The sequence below is a fragment of the Ruegeria sp. AD9 genome (genome assembly GCF_056542305.1).
On the sequence record NZ_JBQFZP010000030.1, the window covers coordinates 1 to 20,811 of the forward strand.

The 20,811-nt window shown below is 57.6% G+C and carries 17 protein-coding genes and 1 pseudogene; 9 read left to right on the forward strand and 9 right to left on the reverse strand.

Features of this window, described 5'->3' with window-relative positions:
* Nucleotides 1-98: 98 nt before the first annotated feature.
* From ACR0AM_RS20730 to ACR0AM_RS20740, 3 genes are read left to right on the forward strand one after another with little or no spacing between them, the layout of a single operon-like run.
* Complete coding sequence (locus ACR0AM_RS20730; RefSeq protein ID WP_480623894.1) at nt 99-599, forward strand: NAD(P)/FAD-dependent oxidoreductase; 501 nt, start codon at nt 99-101, stop codon at nt 597-599.
* Nucleotides 600-612: 13 nt separating this feature from the next.
* Entirely contained in the window at nt 613-2,088 is a 1,476-nt protein-coding gene (locus ACR0AM_RS20735; RefSeq protein ID WP_480476248.1) for an aldehyde dehydrogenase family protein, read from the forward strand.
* Between the two features lie 5 nt (nt 2,089-2,093).
* The gene (locus ACR0AM_RS20740; RefSeq protein ID WP_480623895.1) at nt 2,094-3,107 is read left to right on the forward strand and encodes a proline racemase family protein; all 1,014 of its coding nucleotides are present in this window, start codon (nt 2,094-2,096) and stop codon (nt 3,105-3,107) included.
* 347 nt (nt 3,108-3,454) lie between these two features.
* On the opposite strand, the gene ACR0AM_RS20745 is transcribed toward ACR0AM_RS20740, so the two are convergent.
* Nucleotides 3,455-4,474: a helix-turn-helix transcriptional regulator gene (locus ACR0AM_RS20745; protein WP_480623896.1), complete on the reverse strand. Its 1,020-nt coding sequence runs from the start codon at nt 4,472-4,474 to the stop codon at nt 3,455-3,457.
* A gap of 75 nt (nt 4,475-4,549) precedes the next feature.
* Between ACR0AM_RS20745 and ACR0AM_RS20750 the strand changes: the two genes are divergently transcribed.
* The 3 genes from ACR0AM_RS20750 to ACR0AM_RS20760 all read left to right on the forward strand — a co-directional run bounded on the left by ACR0AM_RS20750 (nt 4,550) and on the right by ACR0AM_RS20760 (nt 8,409).
* Nucleotides 4,550-5,617, forward strand: a complete 1,068-nt coding sequence (locus ACR0AM_RS20750) for a DUF1214 domain-containing protein (protein ID WP_480623897.1) — start codon at nt 4,550-4,552, stop codon at nt 5,615-5,617.
* A gap of 94 nt (nt 5,618-5,711) precedes the next feature.
* Nucleotides 5,712-6,635, forward strand: a complete 924-nt coding sequence (locus tag ACR0AM_RS20755) for a DUF1214 domain-containing protein (RefSeq protein ID WP_480623898.1) — start codon at nt 5,712-5,714, stop codon at nt 6,633-6,635.
* Nucleotides 6,636-6,690: 55 nt separating this feature from the next.
* Entirely contained in the window at nt 6,691-8,409 is a 1,719-nt protein-coding gene (locus ACR0AM_RS20760) for an alkaline phosphatase family protein (protein ID WP_480623899.1), read from the forward strand.
* A 349-nt stretch (nt 8,410-8,758) separates the two neighbouring features.
* Here the strand turns inward: ACR0AM_RS20760 and ACR0AM_RS20765 are convergent, their stop codons facing one another.
* Together ACR0AM_RS20765 and ACR0AM_RS20770 are read right to left on the reverse strand one after the other, a co-directional pair.
* Nucleotides 8,759-9,004: a hypothetical protein gene (locus tag ACR0AM_RS20765; RefSeq protein ID WP_480623900.1), complete on the reverse strand. Its 246-nt coding sequence runs from the start codon at nt 9,002-9,004 to the stop codon at nt 8,759-8,761.
* Nucleotides 9,005-9,385: 381 nt separating this feature from the next.
* On the reverse strand, nt 9,386-10,018 hold the full coding sequence (locus tag ACR0AM_RS20770; protein WP_480608156.1) for a hypothetical protein: 633 nt from the start codon (nt 10,016-10,018) through the stop codon (nt 9,386-9,388).
* A gap of 806 nt (nt 10,019-10,824) precedes the next feature.
* On the opposite strand from ACR0AM_RS20770, the gene ACR0AM_RS20775 reads away from it, so the two are divergent.
* Entirely contained in the window at nt 10,825-11,220 is a 396-nt protein-coding gene (locus tag ACR0AM_RS20775; RefSeq protein WP_480608158.1) for a GFA family protein, read from the forward strand.
* Between the two features lie 591 nt (nt 11,221-11,811).
* Here the strand turns inward: ACR0AM_RS20775 and ACR0AM_RS20780 are convergent.
* The 5 genes from ACR0AM_RS20780 to ACR0AM_RS20800 all read right to left on the reverse strand — a co-directional run bounded on the left by ACR0AM_RS20780 (nt 11,812) and on the right by ACR0AM_RS20800 (nt 17,436).
* On the reverse strand, nt 11,812-13,395 hold the full coding sequence (locus ACR0AM_RS20780; RefSeq protein ID WP_480623901.1) for a HoxN/HupN/NixA family nickel/cobalt transporter: 1,584 nt from the start codon (nt 13,393-13,395) through the stop codon (nt 11,812-11,814).
* A 10-nt stretch (nt 13,396-13,405) separates the two neighbouring features.
* Nucleotides 13,406-14,746 carry a metal-dependent hydrolase family protein gene (locus ACR0AM_RS20785; protein ID WP_480508834.1) on the reverse strand — a complete coding sequence of 447 codons (1,341 nt, stop codon included), beginning with the start codon at nt 14,744-14,746 and terminating at the stop codon, nt 13,406-13,408.
* 62 nt (nt 14,747-14,808) lie between these two features.
* Nucleotides 14,809-15,597 carry an efflux RND transporter periplasmic adaptor subunit gene (locus ACR0AM_RS20790; RefSeq protein WP_480623902.1) on the reverse strand — a complete coding sequence of 263 codons (789 nt, stop codon included), beginning with the start codon at nt 15,595-15,597 and terminating at the stop codon, nt 14,809-14,811.
* A gap of 98 nt (nt 15,598-15,695) precedes the next feature.
* Complete coding sequence (locus tag ACR0AM_RS20795; RefSeq protein WP_480493912.1) at nt 15,696-16,091, reverse strand: hypothetical protein; 396 nt, start codon at nt 16,089-16,091, stop codon at nt 15,696-15,698.
* A gap of 13 nt (nt 16,092-16,104) precedes the next feature.
* Complete coding sequence (locus tag ACR0AM_RS20800; RefSeq protein WP_480493913.1) at nt 16,105-17,436, reverse strand: metal-dependent hydrolase family protein; 1,332 nt, start codon at nt 17,434-17,436, stop codon at nt 16,105-16,107.
* A gap of 65 nt (nt 17,437-17,501) precedes the next feature.
* Between ACR0AM_RS20800 and ACR0AM_RS20805 the strand changes: the two genes are divergently transcribed.
* Complete coding sequence (locus ACR0AM_RS20805) at nt 17,502-18,446, forward strand: helix-turn-helix domain-containing protein (RefSeq protein WP_480508838.1); 945 nt, start codon at nt 17,502-17,504, stop codon at nt 18,444-18,446.
* Nucleotides 18,447-18,814: 368 nt separating this feature from the next.
* The gene (locus ACR0AM_RS20810) at nt 18,815-19,447 is read left to right on the forward strand and encodes a tyrosine-type recombinase/integrase (RefSeq protein ID WP_480623903.1); all 633 of its coding nucleotides are present in this window, start codon (nt 18,815-18,817) and stop codon (nt 19,445-19,447) included.
* 438 nt (nt 19,448-19,885) lie between these two features.
* On the opposite strand, the pseudogene ACR0AM_RS20815 reads toward ACR0AM_RS20810, so the two are convergent.
* Nucleotides 19,886-20,761: pseudogene (locus ACR0AM_RS20815) on the reverse strand (ABC transporter ATP-binding protein); the annotation flags it as partial.
* Between the last annotated feature and the right edge of the window lie 50 nt (nt 20,762-20,811).

Genomic DNA, 20,811 nt, shown 5'->3' on the forward strand with positions numbered 1-20,811 from the left:
AATGCCGCAATCAAAGGCCGGACACAGGACTGTACTGACCAGCCGCGCAATCAGAGCATTTTGTCCTTGCAAAGCAGACGCCATCCACACAAGACGAAGTGGTTCTTTGCGCGGGCGCCTTCACATCGCGGCTCTCTAAGCTTTTGGGTGAACCAATGCCCCTGGAGACTGAGCGTGGCTACCACACCCAGATGCTGGCGCCGGGGATCGACATGGCGCATTCCATCATTTGGCCTGCAAAAGCCTTCATGGTCAGCCCGACGGCAGGCGGCATTCGAGTGGGTGGTACAGTTGAAATGGCGGGCCTTGACGCCGCCCCGGATTATCGCCGTGCCAAGATCACAGTGCGTCGGGCGCGTGAGGCCTTGCCAAACCTACAAGTCGAAGACTTCACCGAATGGATGGGCCACCGACCGGCCTTTCCCGACACGATTCCGGTCATGTCAGCGTCGGCCAAGACCCCGGGCGTGTTCTATGCCACAGGGCATGGGCATCTGGGGCTTACCTATGCTGCGACTTGCGCTCATCTGATGGGCGACCTGATTACGGGAAGTCGGCCAGCCATCGACATGTCCCCATACCGAATTGACCGTTTCTGAAGGAAATCAAGCCATGCAAAATCAGCTGTTCATAAATGGCGAGTGGGTTGCGCCCGCATCTGGCCAAATGTTCGACGTGGTCGACCCTTCTGACTGCACTGTGATTCATCAGATTGCGGCTGGCAGTGCCGTCGATGTGGATGCTGCGGTGAAAGCCGCTCGCACAGCTTTCGACAAGGGGCCATGGCCGCGGATGAGCGGCGCAGAACGTGCCGCTATACTTCGCAAAATGGGCGACGAGATCACCGCCCGCACGGACGAACTTGCGCGCATCGAGGTGCGTGACAACGGTAAACCTTTACCCGAGGCTGTTTGGGATATCGAAGACACCGCAGGGTGTTTCCATTTCTACGCAGACATTGCGGAGCGGTTCGACAACAATTCCGAAGAAGAAATCATCCTGCCGATGGATGAGTTCAAATCCAAGGTTGTCAGAGAGCCGGTAGGCGTGGCCGGGGCGATCATCCCGTGGAACTTCCCGATGCTCATGGCCGCATGGAAAGTGGCACCGGCGCTGGCAACAGGATGTACGATGGTTCTGAAGCCGTCGGAATTGACGCCAGTTACTGCGCTGGAACTGGGCGTGATCGCCAAAAAGGCGGGCCTGCCCGATGGCGCTTTGAACATCGTCACTGGGTTCGGTGCGCAAGCCGGGCAACCGCTGACTGAACACCCGGAAGTCGACAAGCTTGCGTTCACAGGGTCCGTTCCAACCGGATCACGCATCATGGCCACCGCTGCGCGGGACATCAAAACCATTTCGCTGGAATTGGGCGGCAAATCCCCGATGGTGGTGTTCGAGGATGCAGATATCGCCGAGGCGGTGGAGTGGATCCTGTTCGGTATCTTCTGGAACCAAGGCGAAGTCTGCTCGGCCACCAGCCGGGTGCTGATACACGAAGATATCTACCCGGACTTGATGGAGCGGCTAATCGCGGAGACTCGCAAGATTAGGATCGGTCACGGGCTGGACGACGGTGTTTTGCTTGGACCTCTGGTCAGTCCATCGCAGCACGACAAGGTGTTGGCGGCCATTGAGAAGGGCAAGACCGAAGCCACCCTCGCCGCCGGGCGCGGCGTGCCGGAAGGGTTGGAACATGGCTGCTATGTCGAGCCCACCATCTTCACCGATGTGCCAGCAGACGCTTGGATCTGGAACGAGGAAATCTTTGGTCCGGTGGTCTGCATCCGCCAGTTTTCAACCGAAGAAGAGGCCGTGGACCTGGCCAATGGCTCGCGCTTTGGTCTGGGCGCGGCGGTTCTGTCCAATGATTTGGACCGCGCCGAGCGCGTAGCGCGCGCCTTTCGCGCCGGGATCGTCTGGATAAACTGCTCACAGCCGAAGTTCACCGAGGCGCCCTGGGGTGGCTACAAACAATCAGGCATAGGCCGAGAGCTGGGGGAATGGGGGTTTAACAACTACCTCGAGACCAAACAGATCACCACATATGACCGCTCGGCCCTCTGGGGCTGGTACATCAAGGAGTAAGGCACATGCGCTGGAAACGCACACTGCAGACCGTCGATGTTCATTGTGCAGGGGAAATCGGGCGGGTCATCTCCGGAGGCTTTCTGAACATTCCCGGTGACACCATGGCAGCCAAGCTGGCCCATATCAACGAGGTCGATGACAGCCTGCGCCGCTGGCTCTGCTCCGAACCGCGTGCGGCGGCAAATCATTCCTTTGTATTGATCCCCCCGGCCTGTCATCCGGAGGCAGATTTCGGGATGATCGTGCTTCAAACAGATCAAGCCCATGCCATGTCCGGCTCAAATTCCATGTGTGCCGTGACCGCCATCTTGGAAACCGGAATGATGGAGATGGTTGAACCGGAAACCGTGGTGACATTGGATACCGCCGCCGGGCTGGTGCGGGCGACAGCGACGTGCCGGGACGGCAAGGTCACGGGTGTCAGCCTGGACATGCCAGCCTCGTTCGTGGCCGCTTCTGACGTGGTTGAGACCGAGCGCTGGGGCCCTGTGGCCTTTGACCTGTGCTACGGCGGCGTGTTCTATGCCTTGGTTGATGTGGATCAGGTTGGCATGACGATTGCCCCGGAAAACGCGCGTGCCCTTGCCGAAGCGGGGGTTGTTCTGCGCGACCAGATTGCCGAAATAACAGATGTCGTACATCCTGAGATCGCCGAGGTGCACGGGCTCGCCTATGTCATGTTCCTCTCGCGAGAAGCGGACGGGGCGATGCGCCATTGCACGACCCTGAAACCTGCGCGCGCCGACCGGTCGCCTTGTGGGACCGGCACCAATTCTACGATGGCGGTGCTGCACGCCAGGGGAGAGATTGCGAAAGGCGATCAGATCACCACCAGGTCGATAATCGGCGGGGAATTTTGCGCCGAACTGATGGGAGAGGCACAAATCGGCCCTTACCAGGGAAGCCAGGTGCGGGTGACCGGGCAGTGCTGGATCTATGGCATGTCCCAGATCGGGTTGGACCCTGGTGATCCCTTCCCAAGCGGATTTATCCTGTCAGACACTTGGGGCGGTTGACGCAGATCAGCCGAGGGCGACTTTTCGAATGCCGCCTTTCGCCGCGCGCAGCATTGTGCGAATTGGGCTTCTTGCAGACGTTGGAGCAGGTGCAGCATCAGATCGAAATTAAATCTTGCTCGGATGAGGACGGCCCTTTGCGGACCTTCTCCCCGCTTGCAGTCTCCGCAGTGCGGCGTCGCCGGACCTGCCATTCGCTGCGGCCGCACATTCTCAAGAACGGCAAATGCCGGCAGAGCGGACGAAGCGCAGGTCTGGGGAATTCAAAATTTTTTGGCAGACTTCGGGACGCCTTGGGTTTCCAGAAAATCCATCGTGTATATGCGAATGTGATCAGCGGCAACGACTCAAGTGTTTGTGTTTCGGTTTCCCCGGAAGCTCTTTGGTGAAGAGCCGGTCCACTCCCTGAACGCACGGCGAAAGCTTCTCGGCTCTATGTATCCCAGCATTTCGGCGATCCGTTCGACCGGAATGTCCGATTGCTGAAGCATTTCGCGCGCCTGCTCCTCGATGAGCATGGAGCGGATTGTCCTGTATGCCGTCCCTTCCGCCCTAAGGGCCCTCTGAAGTGACCTGGGGCCGATCGCAAGATGGGCCGCAACTTTGCTCTCGGAAAGCACACTTGTCGGAAGATGAGCGCGCATGATTTGCAAAACCGCGCCTTCAATGGACTGAACCGGCTCAACCCCCATGAGCGCACCCAGGTCCCCCAATGTAATAGTCTTCCGAGACTGCAAGGGGTGCGGGTTTCGCGTGTCAAGGTCGCAAAGCCGAAGCGCGACGGACGGTGACTGGGCTCCCGTCCTAACAGGTGCGCCGAACAGATCTGCAAGCTTTGACTTGTCGTCACCATTGCCATCGGGAAGTTCAAACCAATCGGGCTGCCAGTCCGTGCCGAGGAAATGCCTGGCCACCTTGGAAATAACGAACAGCGCCCCTTCGTCGAGGTGTCGGTGGCCGACGACCGAGAAGCCTTTCGAGTCTCGTCCGACGACAACGTGCGTGTCAGTCTGTCGGATCACGATTTCAGAGCCAGGATGCGTCAGCGACAGCGCGCGTCGCCCGCGGTCAAGCGCAGATCGCAGATCCGGTGCGCCCAGCACGTAGTTCGCATAAGCTCCGTAAGCCAAGTAGTCGAAGGCCCAGCCAACCCTGGCACCCAGATGGCGATCGCTTATCATGCGGGCGACGGACTCCAGAATGACGGCCTCAGCAGCGTAGGAAACAAACCCGGTTCCTTCTGACAGCATCTTACGGTCGAGACCAGCCGTTCGGAGCGCACTCCCGACGACGTGTTTCGGGACGAAGCTGTCAAGAATGTCCACGACGTGCGCCAGTTCGATGATGTTGACCAACTTCTGTCTCATAGCGTCTCTTTGTCACAAAATGACCGGTCGCACTATGATAAAACGCCAGGAAAACGAAGACTTGAGGGGCGACTCATGAAAGGTAAACAGTTGGCAAACCGCATATTTTTGTTTCTTGCATTCCTGGCCGCGATCGTCTCTGGTCCCGCTCATGCCCAAAACTTCGACACCACAGTGGACCAACTTGCCGACAGCAGGGAAATCCCAGTCACGGTAGACAACTTTATCCGTGCCGCGACAGATATCGAGTTCGGCAAATATGTTGCCCTCGCTGGAGGGGTAAACAAGTTCTACCACTTCCGCGAAATGATGCCCGTCCATGCTCAGACCACCATCAGCGCGAACCGGGACACTCTCTATAGCGCCGCGATCATCAATATCAGCAAGGGCGCGACGGTCACCCTTCCGGATGTCGGCGACCGCTACATGTCGGCGATGGTCATCAACCAGGACCACTACCTGAACAAGGTCTTGCACGGTGGCGGCGCCTATACACTCGATATGGACACGTTTGACACGCCATATGTCGCCGTCTATCTGCGCGTCCTGCTGGATGCGACCGATTCCGCGGACCTGGCCGCCGTGCACGCGATCCAGGACCAGATGTCGATCGACGCTGCCTCGTCCAAACCCTTCATCGTCCCGCCCTATGACGAAGAGGACTATATAGGGCTCGTAAGGGCCGCCGTCGGTGTCGGCGCCTACCTTCCGGACAGTTTCCACATGTTCGGCAAGAAGGAGGATGTCGATCCAGTGCGGCATTTCATTGGGACGGCCGGTGGCTGGGGCGGATTGCCCGAGGATGAGGCACTTTATCTCGGGATCTCGCCGAACCTGCCGGTCGGGAAATACAAGATCGAAGTGCCGGCCGACGTGCCCGTCAAGGATTTCTGGTCGGTCAGCCTCTATGATGCAAACCGTTATTTCGCGCCGAACGCGATGGACGCCTATGTCATCAACTCCGTCAGCGGGACGTACAATGAGGACGGCTCGATGACCGTGCATCTGGGCGGCTGCGAGGACGGGCGCGTGAATTGCCTGCCGCTTGTCGAGGGGTGGCAATACACCGTGCGGCTCTATCGTGCAGCGCCGGAAGTGCTGGATGGAAGCTGGGTCTTCCCGGGTGTCGAGCCCGCGAACTGACAGAAAGGACAGAAAAATAAAACACCTTCTCCTTGCCGCTGCCCTCTGCGCACCCGCACCAGTTCTCGCCGAAGATATCACGATCCGGAACCTCATGCGCGCCGAGAGCGATACGATGTTCCGGCTCACTATGAAGAACAACGGAACAGGTGTCGGCGAGATCGCCCATGAGCGCGAGGTAACCTCCGCCGACAAGCCGCAGCCAGTCATCCGGCCCAACCAGGACACCTTGTATTCGTCCGCCCTCATCGATCTGTCCGAGCCGGTGACGGTGACGCTGCCGGAGGGCGACGGACGGTTCCAGTCGGTGCTGGTGATCAGCCAGGACCACTACAACTTTGCCTATGCCGAACCCGGTGCATACGAGCTGACCGAGGACGAGGTCGGGACCCGCTTCGCGATGCTCCTGTTCCGCACCTTCATCGACGCGGGCGATCCCGACGATACGGCGCGCGCCCATGCGGTGCAGGACGGAATTCGCCTCGAAGGCGGCGGAACCGGCCCCTTCGAGGCTCCGGACTGGGATCTCGACGCCCTTGCCGCTGCACGGAAGGCGGTCAGTGACCTCGCCGCTGCCGTCGGCCTTGATGCCAGCATCGCCTTTGGCCGCCGCGACGAGGTGGACCCGCTGGGCCATCTGATCGGGATGGCGGGCTGGGCGGGGCAGCCGGCCACGACGGCCAGCGCCTTTGTCGACGCCGTCGATAGGAATGACGGCGCGACCCCCCATGCCGTGACGCTGCAAGACGTGCCGGTGGACGCGTTCTGGTCGATCACCGTCTACGACGCTGACGGCTTCCTCGCGCCCAACGATTTGGGGCGGAACAGCTATAACAACACCTCGGCCACCCCGAATGAGGATGGTTCCTTCACCATCCATTTCGGTGGCTGCGAGGATGACCGGATCAACTGCATCCCTCTTACGCCGGGCTGGAACTACACGGTCCGGCTCTACCAGCCACGCGCCGAAATCCTCGATGGCAGCTGGACCTTCCCGGATGTCCTGCCCCTAAACTGATGACGCGACGGCCCGCGCACCGCGTGGGCCGATCGACGAGAGGAAGGAGCCTTCGATGTTGAAAAAGCCACCTGTCCAAACGGCCAGTTGCGCCGTCTTCCTGGCGTTTTCCTTGGCGAACAGTGCATTAGCCGAGGATAAGCCGCGCCTCATCCTCCAGATCACTGTGGATCAGCTGCGGGGCGACCTGCCTTTCCGCCACTACGACCAATTTGGCTCGGGCGGATTCCGCTATCTGATGGATCAGGGCGTCTACTACGACAACGCCCACCACGCCCACGCCAATACCGAAACCGTCGTCGGCCATACCACGCTGGCCACCGGCGCGCATCCGTCGGCCCATGGCATGGTAGGCAACCTCTGGTACGACCGCGCCACGGGGCGCACTATCTACAATGTCGAGGACGCCGACTATCCACTCCTCACTCGGGGCGCGGACGTGAACCCCAACACCGAGGTCGACCCCACCCAGCTTGCCGCCAGTTCCGATGGCCGTTCGCCCCGCGCCATCCTGACCACCACCTTTTCCGACGAGCTGTCCATCGCCACCCAGGGCCGCGCCAAGGTCTTTGGCGTCTCGGTCAAGGATCGTGGTGCCGTCTCGATGGCGGGCCACACCGGCAAGGCGTTCTGGTTCTCCAAATCCGCCGGGGAATTCGTCACCTCCAGCTATTATTACGACGGCTACCCGGATTGGGTGACCGATTGGAACGCTAAGGATTTCCTGCAAAACTATCTCGGCACCTCGTGGCAGCTGACCCATCCCATCGATAGCTATCTTTTTGGCGATCGCGACGATCAGGATTGGGAAACCGATCTTGCCGGGTTCGGGCGCACCTTCCCGCACCCCTATTCGATCGTCGATCCGCTTTCGTGGAAGAACGATCCCTATTTCCCCACGCTGCTCACCTTCAGCCCTGCCGGGGACGAGATCACCGCCGATTTCGCCAAGACCCTGATCACAGCCGAGGGCCTGGGGCAGGATGACGTCACCGATTACCTCTCCGTCAGCTTCTCGGCGACCGATTACATTGGCCACGGCTTCGGCCCCTCCAGCCTCGAGGCCGAGGAAAACCTGCTCCGGCTCGACCGCACCCTGACCGATCTCTTCGCCTTTATCGACGCCGAGATCGGGCTCGAGAACACCCTGATCGCGCTGTCCGCCGATCACGGCACGCCCGAGGCGCCGGGATACCTGGCCGAGCTTGGAGAGATGGGCGGCTACGTCAACCCCGAGCACTGGGCGACCCAGCCCGCCGCCGATCGCATCCGCGCGCGCTTTGGCCTTAGCGATCCGCTGATAGCGGGCTATGACCACCCCTACCTCACCCTCTCGGAAGAGGTGCACAGTCGCGACGACATCGACCTTGTCGCGCTGGAAACCGCCATCGCCGAAGAACTGTCGACCTTCGAAGGTATCGCCTTCGCTGTGCCTTCGTCCCGCATTCGTACGGGCGCCCTGCCCGACAATGCGCTGATGCGCGCCGTGGCCAACAACTACAACCCCGACCGCTCGGGCGACATCTATCTGGTGACCAGCCCCGGCTGGTTCATCAACGATTTCGACGGTCTCTCGGTCACAGTCACCCACGGCTCGCCCTGGCGTTATGACACCCACGTGCCCATAGCTTTTGCCGGTTTCAGCCTCGCGCCACAGCGGGTCTCGCGTCGAGTGCATACAGTCGATCTGGCGCTGACGCTTGCCGCGGTCGCAGATACGCGCCCACCCGACGGCGCCGCAGGAGAAGTGTTGGGGGAAGTCGTCGGGTACTAGGCGCCTCGCGGTAATGCAAAGCGGAGACAGTAACTGGGTCGGATTGAATGTCGGCTTCCAGCTTTTCGCGCTGACAGGTTCGCGGTAGCAGAGATGGACCGCTTTCCGGTTTTAAAGCGGGCAAAGGCGATGCTACGCTGTGTGAAGCAAGGCACTTGGGTTTGTCGGTGGTGTGGGGATGACCTGCCCGACTATCGCAGGACTGAAGCGCGGTATTGCTCTGAGGGGTGTAGAAAACGGTCAGCGAGGGCGCGCAGGAAAGTCAGGAAAAGCACTCAGGAAGTGTAAAGATCCAATGGATATCTGGTTTGGTTTCGGCACTAGCCACACTAAGATTACCCTAAGGTTTCTACTCTTTCCCCATGAAGCCCAACGCGCCTTCGTTGTTCAAAATCTCAATTGCTGTATCAAGGGCCGCTTGGTCCGAATTGAACTTGTCGTCCCAGACATAACTGGCGTCTTCATGGTCCACCACTTCCAACGTCCATTTGTCCTGGTTGTCCAAGCGGTAGATTTCGATTTCAAACCGATACCCGTCTAAAAGCACAGCCTTGCACCTGTCTGACATCACCAGCTTCGGTTCATCTACATTCATGTCCGTGCCATCCTGACTATAAGCTCTGTGGTTTGGCGGACTTGCGACAGCCTGTGGGTTTCCGTCCGTTTCCAGAATATGCTGTAACACCGCATGCCCGACAATTCCAAGCGCGCAGAGTTTCCTTGTCCTGCGCGGTTTTTCTCTTCCAACGGCACGAGACTTTCTCTTTGGTTGCTCCGAATACGCGGAGCATCAATCGCAAGGTAAAATACAGTAGGATGACGCCCAGAAGTATTCCGGCGATGAGCCAAAAATCAGGGCCGCTACTCTGCACTGAAATAGACTTCAAACCGCCTCCAGAAGGACACTTACAACCAGCCAGATTTCCCCATAACTTGGCCGGTATCGATAATGCGTCATCCCCAAACTCGTACCCCTTTAGTGAATGGAAACAACCTTACATTTACTCAGCCCGAAGCGGCGCGTGAGCTTTGCTGCCTTCAACGCCTTTACCAAACGGGCGCTGAAAAACAGGCTCCACGCTAGGCATGGATCAACCCACAAATCGGGCCCCTCCAAGGCTATGTCTGCAACAACAAAGTCGAAGTCTTTGGGCTTCATACCCCGTTTGATCCAAGTATCTGGTTTGTTACCCAAAGGTTTGACCATATTCGACCGATCCGGAACAAACGCCGTTTTCTGTTCGCCAAGGGCGAGTGTAAAATACTCACCTTCAACTGGTGTCACACGGTCGTGTTGGCAAACGTTCAAAGGATAGATTTTCGTTTTTCCCAACTCTGCTTCGCGAAGTACATCCGCTACCGCGCGAGATATGACGGGACCAGCAGGCCCGTTGAATATGTCGGGAAGTGCCTTGAGCTTTTTATACGGGTACAACCCAAATATCATATCCGGAAAGGCGTCACGGGATTGGACTATCCCGGCTTTGTTTCTTTCTGTAACTGCACCTGCGGTCGGCAAGTCATTTAAAGCCTGCTCGGAGGTAATGGGCTTCATCAACGTTGGGTCATACATGACCTGGCTAAACCAGACGCCTTCATTCTCTTCCACTAATCACCCATTCTCAAAATCGCAAACTGGATCAAAAGATAGTGTTTAAACAAATCAAAGGACAACGAGTATATCCGGCAGTGGTGGTGCGACGCGCCGAACTCGTACCCCCTCATTGAAATCATAATCCCCATCAAGGCGCGCCGCTCCGCACTGATATTTGCGGAGAGTGTTCAAATTGCGTCCATGAGATGAAAAGTGCGTTGGCGCTCCGGCACTCGGAAAGTGCAGTTCAATACTTTGGCGGTTCGATGAAGTACTCGTGGGGCGGCGCGCCGAACTCAACAACCCCCTCAAATCCAGATGGAAAAACTGGAACGTTCTAAAATCAACACGCGCCACCCACGGACAGAGGATCGCATTGCGGCAAAATTGTGTCCACATCTCGTTTTGAAACTCACTGTTCGCTCATTGGAAACAAACTTTTTCGGTGAAGTTTGCAGTGTTACGGGAATCCCCCAATTTCGGGCAGCATGCAAACTGGGTAGTTTGGGATCAGAATAACCACTTACCCCCTCGTGACGAAGATAGGGGCTGGCCTCGACCCCCTCAGCCAGCCCTTATTCCTTTTCTGGCCACCCCGGCAGATTTTTTGGAGCAGGAACGTCATTCCGAACCAGCCAGTCACGCATCGCCGCCCAGTGGTCCTGTGACCCAGCTGCGTATCTCTGTGAATGTAAATCGGCTGTCTGTTGTCCAAGGGAAGGCCACAAGTGTAGCTTGACCCAAGCGGCGATCCGCACCTGGGCCAAAGCACATGGGTCGGTCGTCATGATGCCGTCAGTTCCGAGAGCGGGGATTGATACATGCTGAAAGGAACGTGCCACTGCGGCGAAGTTGGCTGGACTCTCGATGCTGTGCCAAAGTCGGTCACGGCCTGCAATTGCACAATCTGTCGGCGTTACGGTGCCCTTTGGGCCTACGGGCACATTGGCTATGACATTCAAACTACCGGGAAAACAAGTACATATCTGCGTCGCGATAGCGGGGATATCCATTTTCACTTCTGCGCCAATTGCGGGTGTGTGACGCACTACGTTGCGTGTTTCTCGGACGAAAACGGCCGCAAACTGTCTGCGGTTAATGTTCGAATGTCTGATCCGTCACCAATCAGTGAGATTCCAATCCGTCACTTCGAGGGGCACGACAGCTTTCTAGAACTTCCTCGTGACAGCCGAACTGTAAAGGACATGTGGTTTTGACGTGCTTCCAGGCAGCGGACATTGGAGCGACTGCTGCGAAGGCCCTTTTCGTCGTCGTCCCGCAGGGCGAATGATATGCAAATCGTTCGCTGCCGCGAGAGTGAGAAGTCAGTTCCGTTGACCTGAATGCTCCACCCTTTGGGCTTTTCATTCATCCGTGCCGACATCAGAGGCAACGCTGTATTAGCTGTCGCACGGCGAGATGATACATCGGGGACGGCCCGAAGCGGACGTTCATCGACACATGTCGCCGCTGCGGTGCGGCCCGTCGAACCGGCCGTTCGCTGCAGGCGCAAATTTTCAGGGTGCACGAACTCACAGTCTGCGGACAAAGTGTTCATTCGCCGTGTTTGAGTTTGTAGCTGCTTTGGTGCGCTTCGCAGACCTTCACTTTGAATTGCGCTAAGTTTGCTCGGCTTCAGTCGTTATTGGCACCGATGCCAAAAAACGCCTTTACGATCCTCCATCGCTTCTAAATCGCTCTCAAACGTCCGTGCTGAACCTATGATGGAAGGGACTGGTATCAAACTGTCTACCTAGGCGTTTGCCAGAAAACCTTTCGTTCGTACTACATACTTACAAGAGGCTAGATCATCCTCCAGATACGCTCAAACTCTCAGAGACCGTGGCAATTCCGTCCAATTGAAGTCGATCTGTAGGCGCGTGAACAAGGGTGGTGAAGAACAGCCCTACGCCAATCACAAGAACGCATATTGCACCTGCAAGACGCGCACCTTTAGCGAAGCGTTGTCGCGTTGGCTGATCAGATGCGAAGCGGCGTTCTGCCCAACCACGGCCCCAGAGCGCAGCGACCCCCAGCGCGGACATGGCGACCGCCATACCGGCCGAGATCGCGACCACCATCAGAGTAGCCGGCCAGATCAGGTCATTCGCAAGGCCGAACAGCATCACGATCAATGCTCCGGTGCACGGGACGACACCCACGGCAGCCGCGACCCAGCCGCCTACCGCACGCGCCTCGTGCCCATTGCAGGCTGCGCAGGCACTGTGGGCGTGATCGGCATGATGATGGTCGTGCTTGTGCTGAACGGCTTCGGGCGTTTGCTGCCGCATGGCGCGAATGGCCTGCCAGAGCATCACGGCACCGATGGCGACAATCAGCGAATAGCTGAGAAGGCGGATCATCCTGTAATCGGAGGGGGCAGCTCCTGTCGCTTGCCGCACGGCGAGATCGAGAAGGAAGACGACCACGATCGCCGATGCGACGTGAAAGGCGGCGATGCGCGCGCCCATGTTGAGCCCGCGTCGGAGACTGCCACCTGTCCCCACAAAGTAAGAGATCACGACCGCCTTGCCGTGGCCTGGTCCCAGCGTGTGAAGTGCCCCGTATCCGAAGGCCAAAAGCACGGCCAAGAGAATTGCTTGTGCCGACCCCTCCTTGCCGATTTCTGACATTCCCGATGTGAAGAGCGTGTTTACCCAGATTTGCGCTCTGATGAGGGCCGGAACACCGGACGCGGAGGCCGCAACGATTTCACCCGGCTGGCCGGTTAGTGCTGCACCGTCCAGGCCGTATGAGGCGGGGATCTGCCGGCTTCCATCGAACAGAAACAGCGCATGCTCTGCGGGTCGATGGCGCAATGTCCCTTCCAACCGGACCGCTTCGAACCGCCGTTTCAGCTCCAGTCCCTCGGGGAAGGCGACGTGAATAATCTGATTGGGCGGCGGAGGTGGCGTGTGTATGCAGGCACCGACCCAGGGCACGAGCAGGAATTCGACAACGCGCTCGCCTTCCCACACCAGCGGCAGAACGAAACCGTCGAGAAGGACCTGTTGATCGAGGAAGGTCGACGTCACGCCGGTCGCTTCTTCGCGGCGCCGTTTCATTACGACCAGTCTTTGATCGAGGAGATAATCCGGGTCGAGGCCAGCAGCTTCGAGCCTGCCGCGGGCCGCTCTTGCAGCGTCCGGCAGACCGAGCGAGCCACTCCCGGCGGTCTCGGCTTTCTGGGAAATCAAGATATCTCGCAAGTCTTTTTTCTGTTCCAGCGTCATATCGAGGAAGGGGTCATCGAACGGCTCAACGGTGGGAGCGAGAGCATCCCAACTCGCGAACTGCGAATTCGCGCCGTCAGACGCTGCGGCGGCGACGGACTGGATGGCGATGACTAAGATGGCTAGAAGGCCACGCAGCCGCAGAAGTGACTGAACCATGCTGAACTTCCTACAAGTCGTTTTTGTAAATGGTCCCGCCCTTCATAATCAGGTCGAGCGCGGTTTCATGGTCTTCGAGGATGGAAATGTCCTCGAGCGGATTTCCGTCGATCAGCAACAGGTCTGCATGCGCACCTTCGACGAGCCGACCAACGATGCCGGGATAGGGACTGCGGTCACCAGAGAGCTGAAGCAGCTCACCGGAGTTTGCGGTCGCTTGGGTCAGGATCTCGGCAGGCGTGAACCAGTCAAGACGGGCCGCAAACTCCTTGTTCTGATCGGCGCACGCTTGTGGGTTCACAACGACGTCAGTGCCGAAAGCGATCTTAATCCCGTACTTTTTGGCCAGTGTGAACATGCTGTCGAGCCCGGCCTCAACCATCCGCCCTTTGGCGAGGCGCACGGGCCCGAGGTCAGGCGAAAAGGTGCGGTAGACAAGTACCTGCGGGCTCAGCCAGATATCATTCTCGGCCATCATCTGGGCGATTTCCTCGTTGATGAGGTTGCCGTGTTCAATGGAACGGACGCCCGCCTCGATGGCCTGCTTGATGCCATCGACAGTATAGACATGTGCCGTCACGTAGGTGCCGAAGCCGTCTGCTACCTCGACCGCCGCTTCTATTTCCTCTTTGATGAACTGCCGCCCATCAATCGGGTCGAACTCAGTTCCGACACCGCCGGCGAGGTGCATCTTGATCTGGCTTGCGCCACGCTTGAGGTTCTCCCGCGCGGCAGCGAGCACATCGTCGCGCCCATTTACGATCCTGCTGTAGCCCAGTCGTTCGAGGTTGTTTTCCGGTCCACCGAATTCGCGCGGGTTCATGAAGCGGGGATTAGCATCACCATGTCCGCCGAATTGAGAAATCGCCCGAAGCGATGGCCATACGCGCGGCCCGGCAATCTCGCCGCGGTCAGCGGCCAGCTTGGCGCCCCATGACGCGCCGCCCACGTCCCGCAGGCTCGTGAAGCCGCGCATGAGGGCATCCTCCGCGGCGCCCGCCGCCTTGATCCCGATGTAATCCAGATCCGGAGCGTAGGATCCGGCCATGTCCGCCACCGGCACCGTGCAGAGGCTGAGATGGTAGTGCATGTCGATGAAGCCTGGCGTCATGACGCGCCCCTCAGCGTCAATGACCGTGGCCCCCTCGGGCGTATCGAGTCCGGCCCCGATGGCGGCGATCATGCCGTCCTGGATCAGAACGTCCTGCCCCTCGATCAGGTCGGGACTAAGCCCGTCGAAGATACGCGCCCCTGTGATGAGAGTGCCGGCATCGGTGTTGTCCTGAGCTCCTGCCGGGCCGAACACGGCCAGCATGACAAGGGTTGTGGCAACGAAATTCTTTACAGACATACGGGCCTCCGCTGTGCGATGCAGGTTAGTCCGACGTCAGCGCCGAACTGTGAATTACAGGTTCAGTTCACTTCGGACTGAACGGTGACTTTCACGCCGGGCCGAAGAAGATGCTCCGGATTCGGAAACTCGCCCCAAACCGTGATTTTCTGCGTCTCTTCCTCGAACGTGTAGCCACCCGAAACAAGCTTGCCCCGGTACGGGTATTCCTCGCCATCCGGCAGGGTGAGCGAGAGCACGACCCCTTCGATCAAGGCTTCGTCCGAGGCGAACATCTTCTGCCGCGCCGCGTACACATCGTAAGGCACCTCACCCACAACCTGGATCGGATCGAGTTGCGTAATGATAGCCATGGTGATGTCCCCGTCGCCGACATCCTGCCAGCCGTTTTGACGCACCATTGATGCACTCATCACTCCCGAGAAGGGTGCTTTCTGTATCATCTGCATCACGCCAAGTTTTGCAAGACCAACATTCGCCTCGGCCTGTGCGACGTTGGCAAAGGCGATATCACGAAGTGCTTCGGCCTTCTCCAGGTCGACAGCAGAAACCACATCCCGATCCGCAAGAGTCTCAGCGCGTTTGACGTCTGCTATCGCCTCAAGCAATTGCGCGCGCGCGGCATCGAGCTGCGCTTGGGCAAGTTGCAACCGGTACTCCGCAGGCGGCTTTGCGAACTCGAACAGGATGTCGCCTTCCTCGACCATTTGGCCGGGTGCGAAGGTAATTTCCCGCAACCATGCGCTGACGATTGGCGTGATCTCGGCTTCACGTGCCGGAACAACGGTACCCTCGAATTCTGCAACCTCGAGTATGTTTTCTTGCGCGGGGGCCATGTTTGGAAATGCCATCACAAGCGAACTCACGAATGCGATCATTTGCATTGAGCAAAGTCGCGCCCACTCGCTCCGCGAAATACTGCCTTTTGCGTCGGCACTGCCGGATATCTTCATAACGTTTCGCCCCTTTTGAACAGCCCAAGTGTCGCGACCACATTCAGAATTGTTCCGCAACCATTGATCAAAACAGCAATTAGAAACGCAGAAACACTCGCATAGTTCTCCAATCCACTTTGAAAATACCGAAGGATATTCCCGGCTACCCCGCCGCCCCCGAAGAGGATGAGCGCCGGGATCATTCCGATCCGGTACCAGCCGATATGGCCCGAGCGGCCGAGCCAGAGAATGCCCAGATAGACGATGAACATAGCGATTGAGGGACCGATGGCCGCCGCGCTGAGCGCCTTGCCGGTGGTCTCGCTACGGATCAGGTTGACGACGAGATAGGTGAGCGAGGCCGCCGCGAAAATCGACTGAAGCAACAGCAGACGGTTTAACGACAGCATCGGTCCGACCGCCTCACTCGATCTCGTTTTTATAGATAACACCATCTTTCATGATGAGATCGAAATTTTCATGCGGATCGGCGATCAGATCAATGTCCTCAAGCGGATTGCCATCGACAAGGATCAGATCGGCGTAGGCACCTTCCGCGATGACCCCCAAGGGGCCAGCCGGATAGGGGTGGCGCGGGCCTGCGAGTTCCAGCAGTTCCGCATTGTTCGACGTGGCCTGCTTCAGAACTTCGTAAGGCGTGTACCACCTTTGAAGTTTCGCCAGAAACGCGCCCTGACGCTCAGCGAGAGCGGGATCGAACAGGATGTCGGTGCCAAAGGCCACCTTGACCCCTACTTCTTTCGCGGTCTTGTAAGTGAAGTCGGTGCCGTTCGTGACATCGATCCATTTCTGCTGGCTCACGGGGTCATCGAAAGTAAAGCCATCCTCGTCATCGAGCAGCGGCTGCACCGACAGCCAGACATCGTTGTCGCGCATCAATTCCATCGTCTCGCGGCTCATGAGAAAGCCATGCTCGATGGTTTTCACGCCGGCCTCGACCGAGATACGTACAGCTTCGTCCGTAAAGGTGTGAGAGGCGACGTAGGTGTTGTAGGTGTCGGCGACTTCGACGAAAGCCTCGATTTCGGCTCGCGTGTACTGCCTGACGTCGAGAGGGTCATAGGTGGACGACACCCCGCCCCCTGTAGAAATCTTGAGCTGCGTCGCTCCCATACGCATGATTTCGCGGGCGCGCTTGGTCACCTCTGGCACCCCGTCCGCCATCGCCATGACGCCAACGCTGAACCAGTACCACTGGGAGTCCGCAGGATTGGTCGGCACCGCCTGGTAGGGGCGGTAGTCGAAATGGCCGCCTGTCTGCGTCACGGGCGGCCCCGATGGCAGGATGCGCGGGCCTTTCAACTCCCCCCGATCGATCATCCGCTTGATCGCGAAGGAGTTGCCGCCGACGTCACGCGTGGTCGTGAAACCACGCATCAACGTCTTTTCCGCACCTTGTGCGCCGCGGATGGCGATTTCGAGCACGTCGCCAGTCACCACGACACTTTGCGGGTTGCAGCAGTATAGCGTGTGCCAATGAACGTCGATCAGCCCGGGGATCAGCGTGCGCCCGCCGCCGTCAATCACGCGGCCGCCTGCCACCGCGAGATCTTCGGCCGACACAGCAGTAATCAGATTGTCGGTCACGACCACATTGGCGTTTTCGATGAGCGCCTCGTTGACGCCGTCGAAAACATTCACGTTGGTAATTAAAATGGGACCATCCGCATCTTGCGCGCAGACTGCAGAAGCGCCTATTGCAAAAATGGCAAGGGCAAAGCTATTAAATTTCATCACGGTCTCCTATCGGCTGCCGTGAAGCCTATTGCTTTTTTCAATTATTGTGTGGTCACAAAGTTATGCAGAAATTAAAAAAAACCGAAATTATTCTGAAGGAACCGACGTACTTTCGTTTCTCAAGCACACTCAGCGTATTGATGAACGAGGGGCTTCTGCAAGGTCAGATCGTGCAGTATTCGCCAAGCGAGGGCGTCGATCAGGTGATGGGGTTCAAATCGGACCGCGTCGGGCTCGTCCATACACGTTTTCCGCATGAAGCTTGCATACGCACCGAGCAACCCCGAGGCTATGTCACTTTTACGCTACCGGTCACGGATGCAAGTGATTGGAAATTGAACGGTGCCTCCGGCGGCAAACGGACTTTATTCCTGAATTTCGGCTGGGACGAAACGGAGCTTTTTGCCCCGAGCCGCAATCTCTTTGCGGGCAGCGTGGACACCGACTTGCTACTTAAAGTCATGGCGGCTCTTGTAGGATACAACCCCGATGAGACTGATATCCCCAAAGGGCCGATATCGCTTGAGCCACATACATTCGGCAACCTGATATCGGCGCTTGCAAACGCTGTTTACGGATCAACGAACTTTGACGACCCGGAAGCTGTAGAGCAGACCGTGGCCATCGCTTTGGCTACCGCCTTAATCGGCGAGGGAACGACGCATACGCCGCAAAACATTCGTTCCTATGAAACATTTCGTACCGCGCAGCAGTATCTGATGCAAAACCAAGACACCACGGTTAGCCTGCACGATCTATGCGGTTTATGCGGGGTCAGCGCACCAACATTAAATGCAGCTTTTTATCAAGTAACCGGTCTTTCTCCAGCAAGATACACTAGGCACTTGAGCTTATCGCGTGTTCACAATGAACTGTCCTTAGCCCGCGAAGAAAAACTGACTGTGAAGATGGCTGCCCGACGAGCGGGATTTTCTGAACTCGGTCGCTTCAGTGGGTTTTACAAACGGGTATACGGAGAACTGCCGTCGCAGATACTGGTGCGCTAGTGCTCCCCTTGATTGGCACAGATCTTCGATCATGTCTTCGTCTCCAACATAGATGATTTCCGGCAAAGAACGTCGACTTTCATGCGACCGCCTTTATATGAACCGGTCCTTATCGCCGGTAGCAAGTAGCGAATTTTTCGTTTTTAGAAGCAAACGCCACAAGACAGGCGAAGTTATCTACGAGACTGGTTTCAAACCGTTGCTGAATGTCAGCTAAGCAATTGCCTTCGGAAATTGATGCTATCCGCAGCATTCAGTAGTTTGGGCTCGTTCCAGACCTCGAATGCGGCGCAGCATCCTGTGATATGTTGCCTCGGTCAACGTCGGGTTGTCGTTGTGGGAGGGCATGGCGGATCGGAGGATCAGTCATGGAAACACCAAACTTACCTGCCATTCGTGCGCTTCGTCCCACCTGGAACAAAGGACGTATTGTTGGTCAAAAGCGCCCCCTGAAGCCAAAACACGTCTGGGCGATCCGGGTTAGGCTCGAACTCGCTGAGAACCATCGCGATCTGGCACTGTTCAATATGGCGATCGACAGCAAGCTCCGCGGTTGCGATCTGGTGAAGATGAAAGTCGTTGATGTTATGGCGACAGGTCAGATCAAGGAACGGGCGTCGGTCCTACAGAGCAAAACACAGAAACCTGTGCGATTTGAGATATCCGAAGGGACTCGCGCCTCGGTCGAGAAGTGGATGGAAGACGAGGTGATGATCGGCTCCGAGTACCTTTGGCCGGGCCGCTTCCATGAGCGGCTGCACATCTCGACCCGTCAGTATGCTCGAATCGTCCGCGACTGGGTCACGTCGATTGGTCTGGAGGCAAGCGCCTATGGCACGCATTCGATGCGTAGAACCAAGGTCACTCAGATCTACAAGAAGACCGGAAACCTTCGCGCGGTTCAGCTCCTTCTGGGCCACACGAAGATGGACAGTACGGTCCGATACCTCGGTGTCGAACTCGAGGATGCCTTGGCCATCGCTGAAGCCATTGAAATCTAGTGCAGTTGGGTCGCCTACGCGGGCGGCCCAAACTGGTCATTCATCGCCTCTGGCCACGCTGCGGTGCAGCTTCAACGAACCGGCCATTCGCTTAATCTGCGAGATCGACGAGTTGTCCGACGTCTGCCTTGCGGGCAAAGTGAGCAGCGAAGTGACGCACATGATCCGCAAAGGTCAGCTTACGCCCGGAATCTGTCCGTTTCGCCAAGTTGCGGCATTGGCGGCACAAGCAGAGGGTTCGGTACCAACTCTTCGTTCAGTAAGAAACTTTGCAATAGATCCTAGGACACTGGGTAACGAAGATCGAAGAACACTGCGTGTAGTATCACGTCCCTTGGGAAATGAGCGCCTTTGAATGAAATTGTTACTGTCTGCCTCGATCAAAGTCCGAAACGCAATTCACGAAGACCTCCTAGCCAAAAGTTTGCGACAAAGCCCTTACCATTTCCGCATCGACAAACCATTGAGAAACAGATGCACTTTGCTCGGATCCGCATTCAATTTGACAGCTTTCCCACGTCGGTTTCGTTCAACGCCAGGAAACTTGGCGACAATATTCTCAGCCCCCGGCTTGCTGGCAAAATACAGCAAGGTCACTTCACCCAGGGCTTCGACAAAATCGACAATGCCGTCCAGAAACCCAGCGGCGTCGTCGGCAACAAAATCCTCGGGCCGTACCCCGATTTTGACCTTCAAACCCATTTGTTCGGGCGTGGTCGAAATGGATGAAACGGCTTTTCCGCCCGCATCGAGTGTGACTTCGGTCAGATCTCCGGTTTTGGAAATTTTGCCAGACAGCAGATTCATAGAGGGTGATCCGATGAACTGCGCCACAAACTCGTTATCCGGCGTTTCGTACAGCTCCAGTGGCGTACCAACCTGCGCGATGCCTTTGTTGGCGAGAACGACTATCCGGCTGGCCAGCGTCATCGCCTCAACCTGATCGTGGGTCACGTAGATCATTGTGCTTTCGGGCATCGCCTCTTTCAGGCGCGCAATCTCGATCCGGGTTGCAACGCGCAGCGCAGCATCGAGGTTCGAAAGCGGTTCGTCGAACAAATAGACCTTGGGGTCTCTCACGATGGCGCGCCCGATAGCGACACGCTGGCGTTGCCCTCCGGACAGAGCCTTGGGCAGACGATCCAAGAGCGGATCCAGTTGAAGGGTCTGGGCTGCGCGCTCAACGGCGGCATCGATCTCGGCAGCAGGCATCTTGGCGATCTTCAGCGCAAATGCCATGTTCTCGCGCACGGTCAAATGTGGGTAGAGCGCATGTCCGTCATCGAATGATTTGGAACACGAGCGTTTGATTGGCTTAGGAGGATCAGGCTCGCCGTAGTTTCAATCTACGCCGCGTTCTGATG

Bases quoted from the DNA above. Each gene is read 5' to 3' on its own strand.
- ACR0AM_RS20800 (WP_480493913.1), bottom strand. From the start codon at position 17,436: ATGAAATTTAATAGCTTTGCCCTTGCCATTTTTGCAATAGGCGCTTCT.
- ACR0AM_RS20775 (WP_480608158.1), top strand. From the start codon at position 10,825: ATGCTGAAAGGAACGTGCCACTGCGGCGAAGTTGGCTGGACTCTCGAT.
- ACR0AM_RS20760 (WP_480623899.1), top strand. From the start codon at position 6,691: ATGTTGAAAAAGCCACCTGTCCAAACGGCCAGTTGCGCCGTCTTCCTG.
- ACR0AM_RS20735 (WP_480476248.1), top strand. From the start codon at position 613: ATGCAAAATCAGCTGTTCATAAATGGCGAGTGGGTTGCGCCCGCATCT.
- ACR0AM_RS20740 (WP_480623895.1), top strand. From the start codon at position 2,094: ATGCGCTGGAAACGCACACTGCAGACCGTCGATGTTCATTGTGCAGGG.
- ACR0AM_RS20785 (WP_480508834.1), bottom strand. From the start codon at position 14,746: ATGTCTGTAAAGAATTTCGTTGCCACAACCCTTGTCATGCTGGCCGTG.
- ACR0AM_RS20810 (WP_480623903.1), top strand. From the start codon at position 18,815: ATGGAAACACCAAACTTACCTGCCATTCGTGCGCTTCGTCCCACCTGG.
- ACR0AM_RS20795 (WP_480493912.1), bottom strand. From the start codon at position 16,091: ATGCTGTCGTTAAACCGTCTGCTGTTGCTTCAGTCGATTTTCGCGGCG.
- ACR0AM_RS20750 (WP_480623897.1), top strand. From the start codon at position 4,550: ATGAAAGGTAAACAGTTGGCAAACCGCATATTTTTGTTTCTTGCATTC.
- ACR0AM_RS20765 (WP_480623900.1), bottom strand. From the start codon at position 9,004: ATGAATGTAGATGAACCGAAGCTGGTGATGTCAGACAGGTGCAAGGCT.
- ACR0AM_RS20755 (WP_480623898.1), top strand. From the start codon at position 5,712: ATGCGCGCCGAGAGCGATACGATGTTCCGGCTCACTATGAAGAACAAC.
- ACR0AM_RS20790 (WP_480623902.1), bottom strand. From the start codon at position 15,597: ATGGCATTTCCAAACATGGCCCCCGCGCAAGAAAACATACTCGAGGTT.
- ACR0AM_RS20745 (WP_480623896.1), bottom strand. From the start codon at position 4,474: ATGAGACAGAAGTTGGTCAACATCATCGAACTGGCGCACGTCGTGGAC.
- ACR0AM_RS20780 (WP_480623901.1), bottom strand. From the start codon at position 13,395: ATGGTTCAGTCACTTCTGCGGCTGCGTGGCCTTCTAGCCATCTTAGTC.
- ACR0AM_RS20805 (WP_480508838.1), top strand. From the start codon at position 17,502: ATGCAGAAATTAAAAAAAACCGAAATTATTCTGAAGGAACCGACGTAC.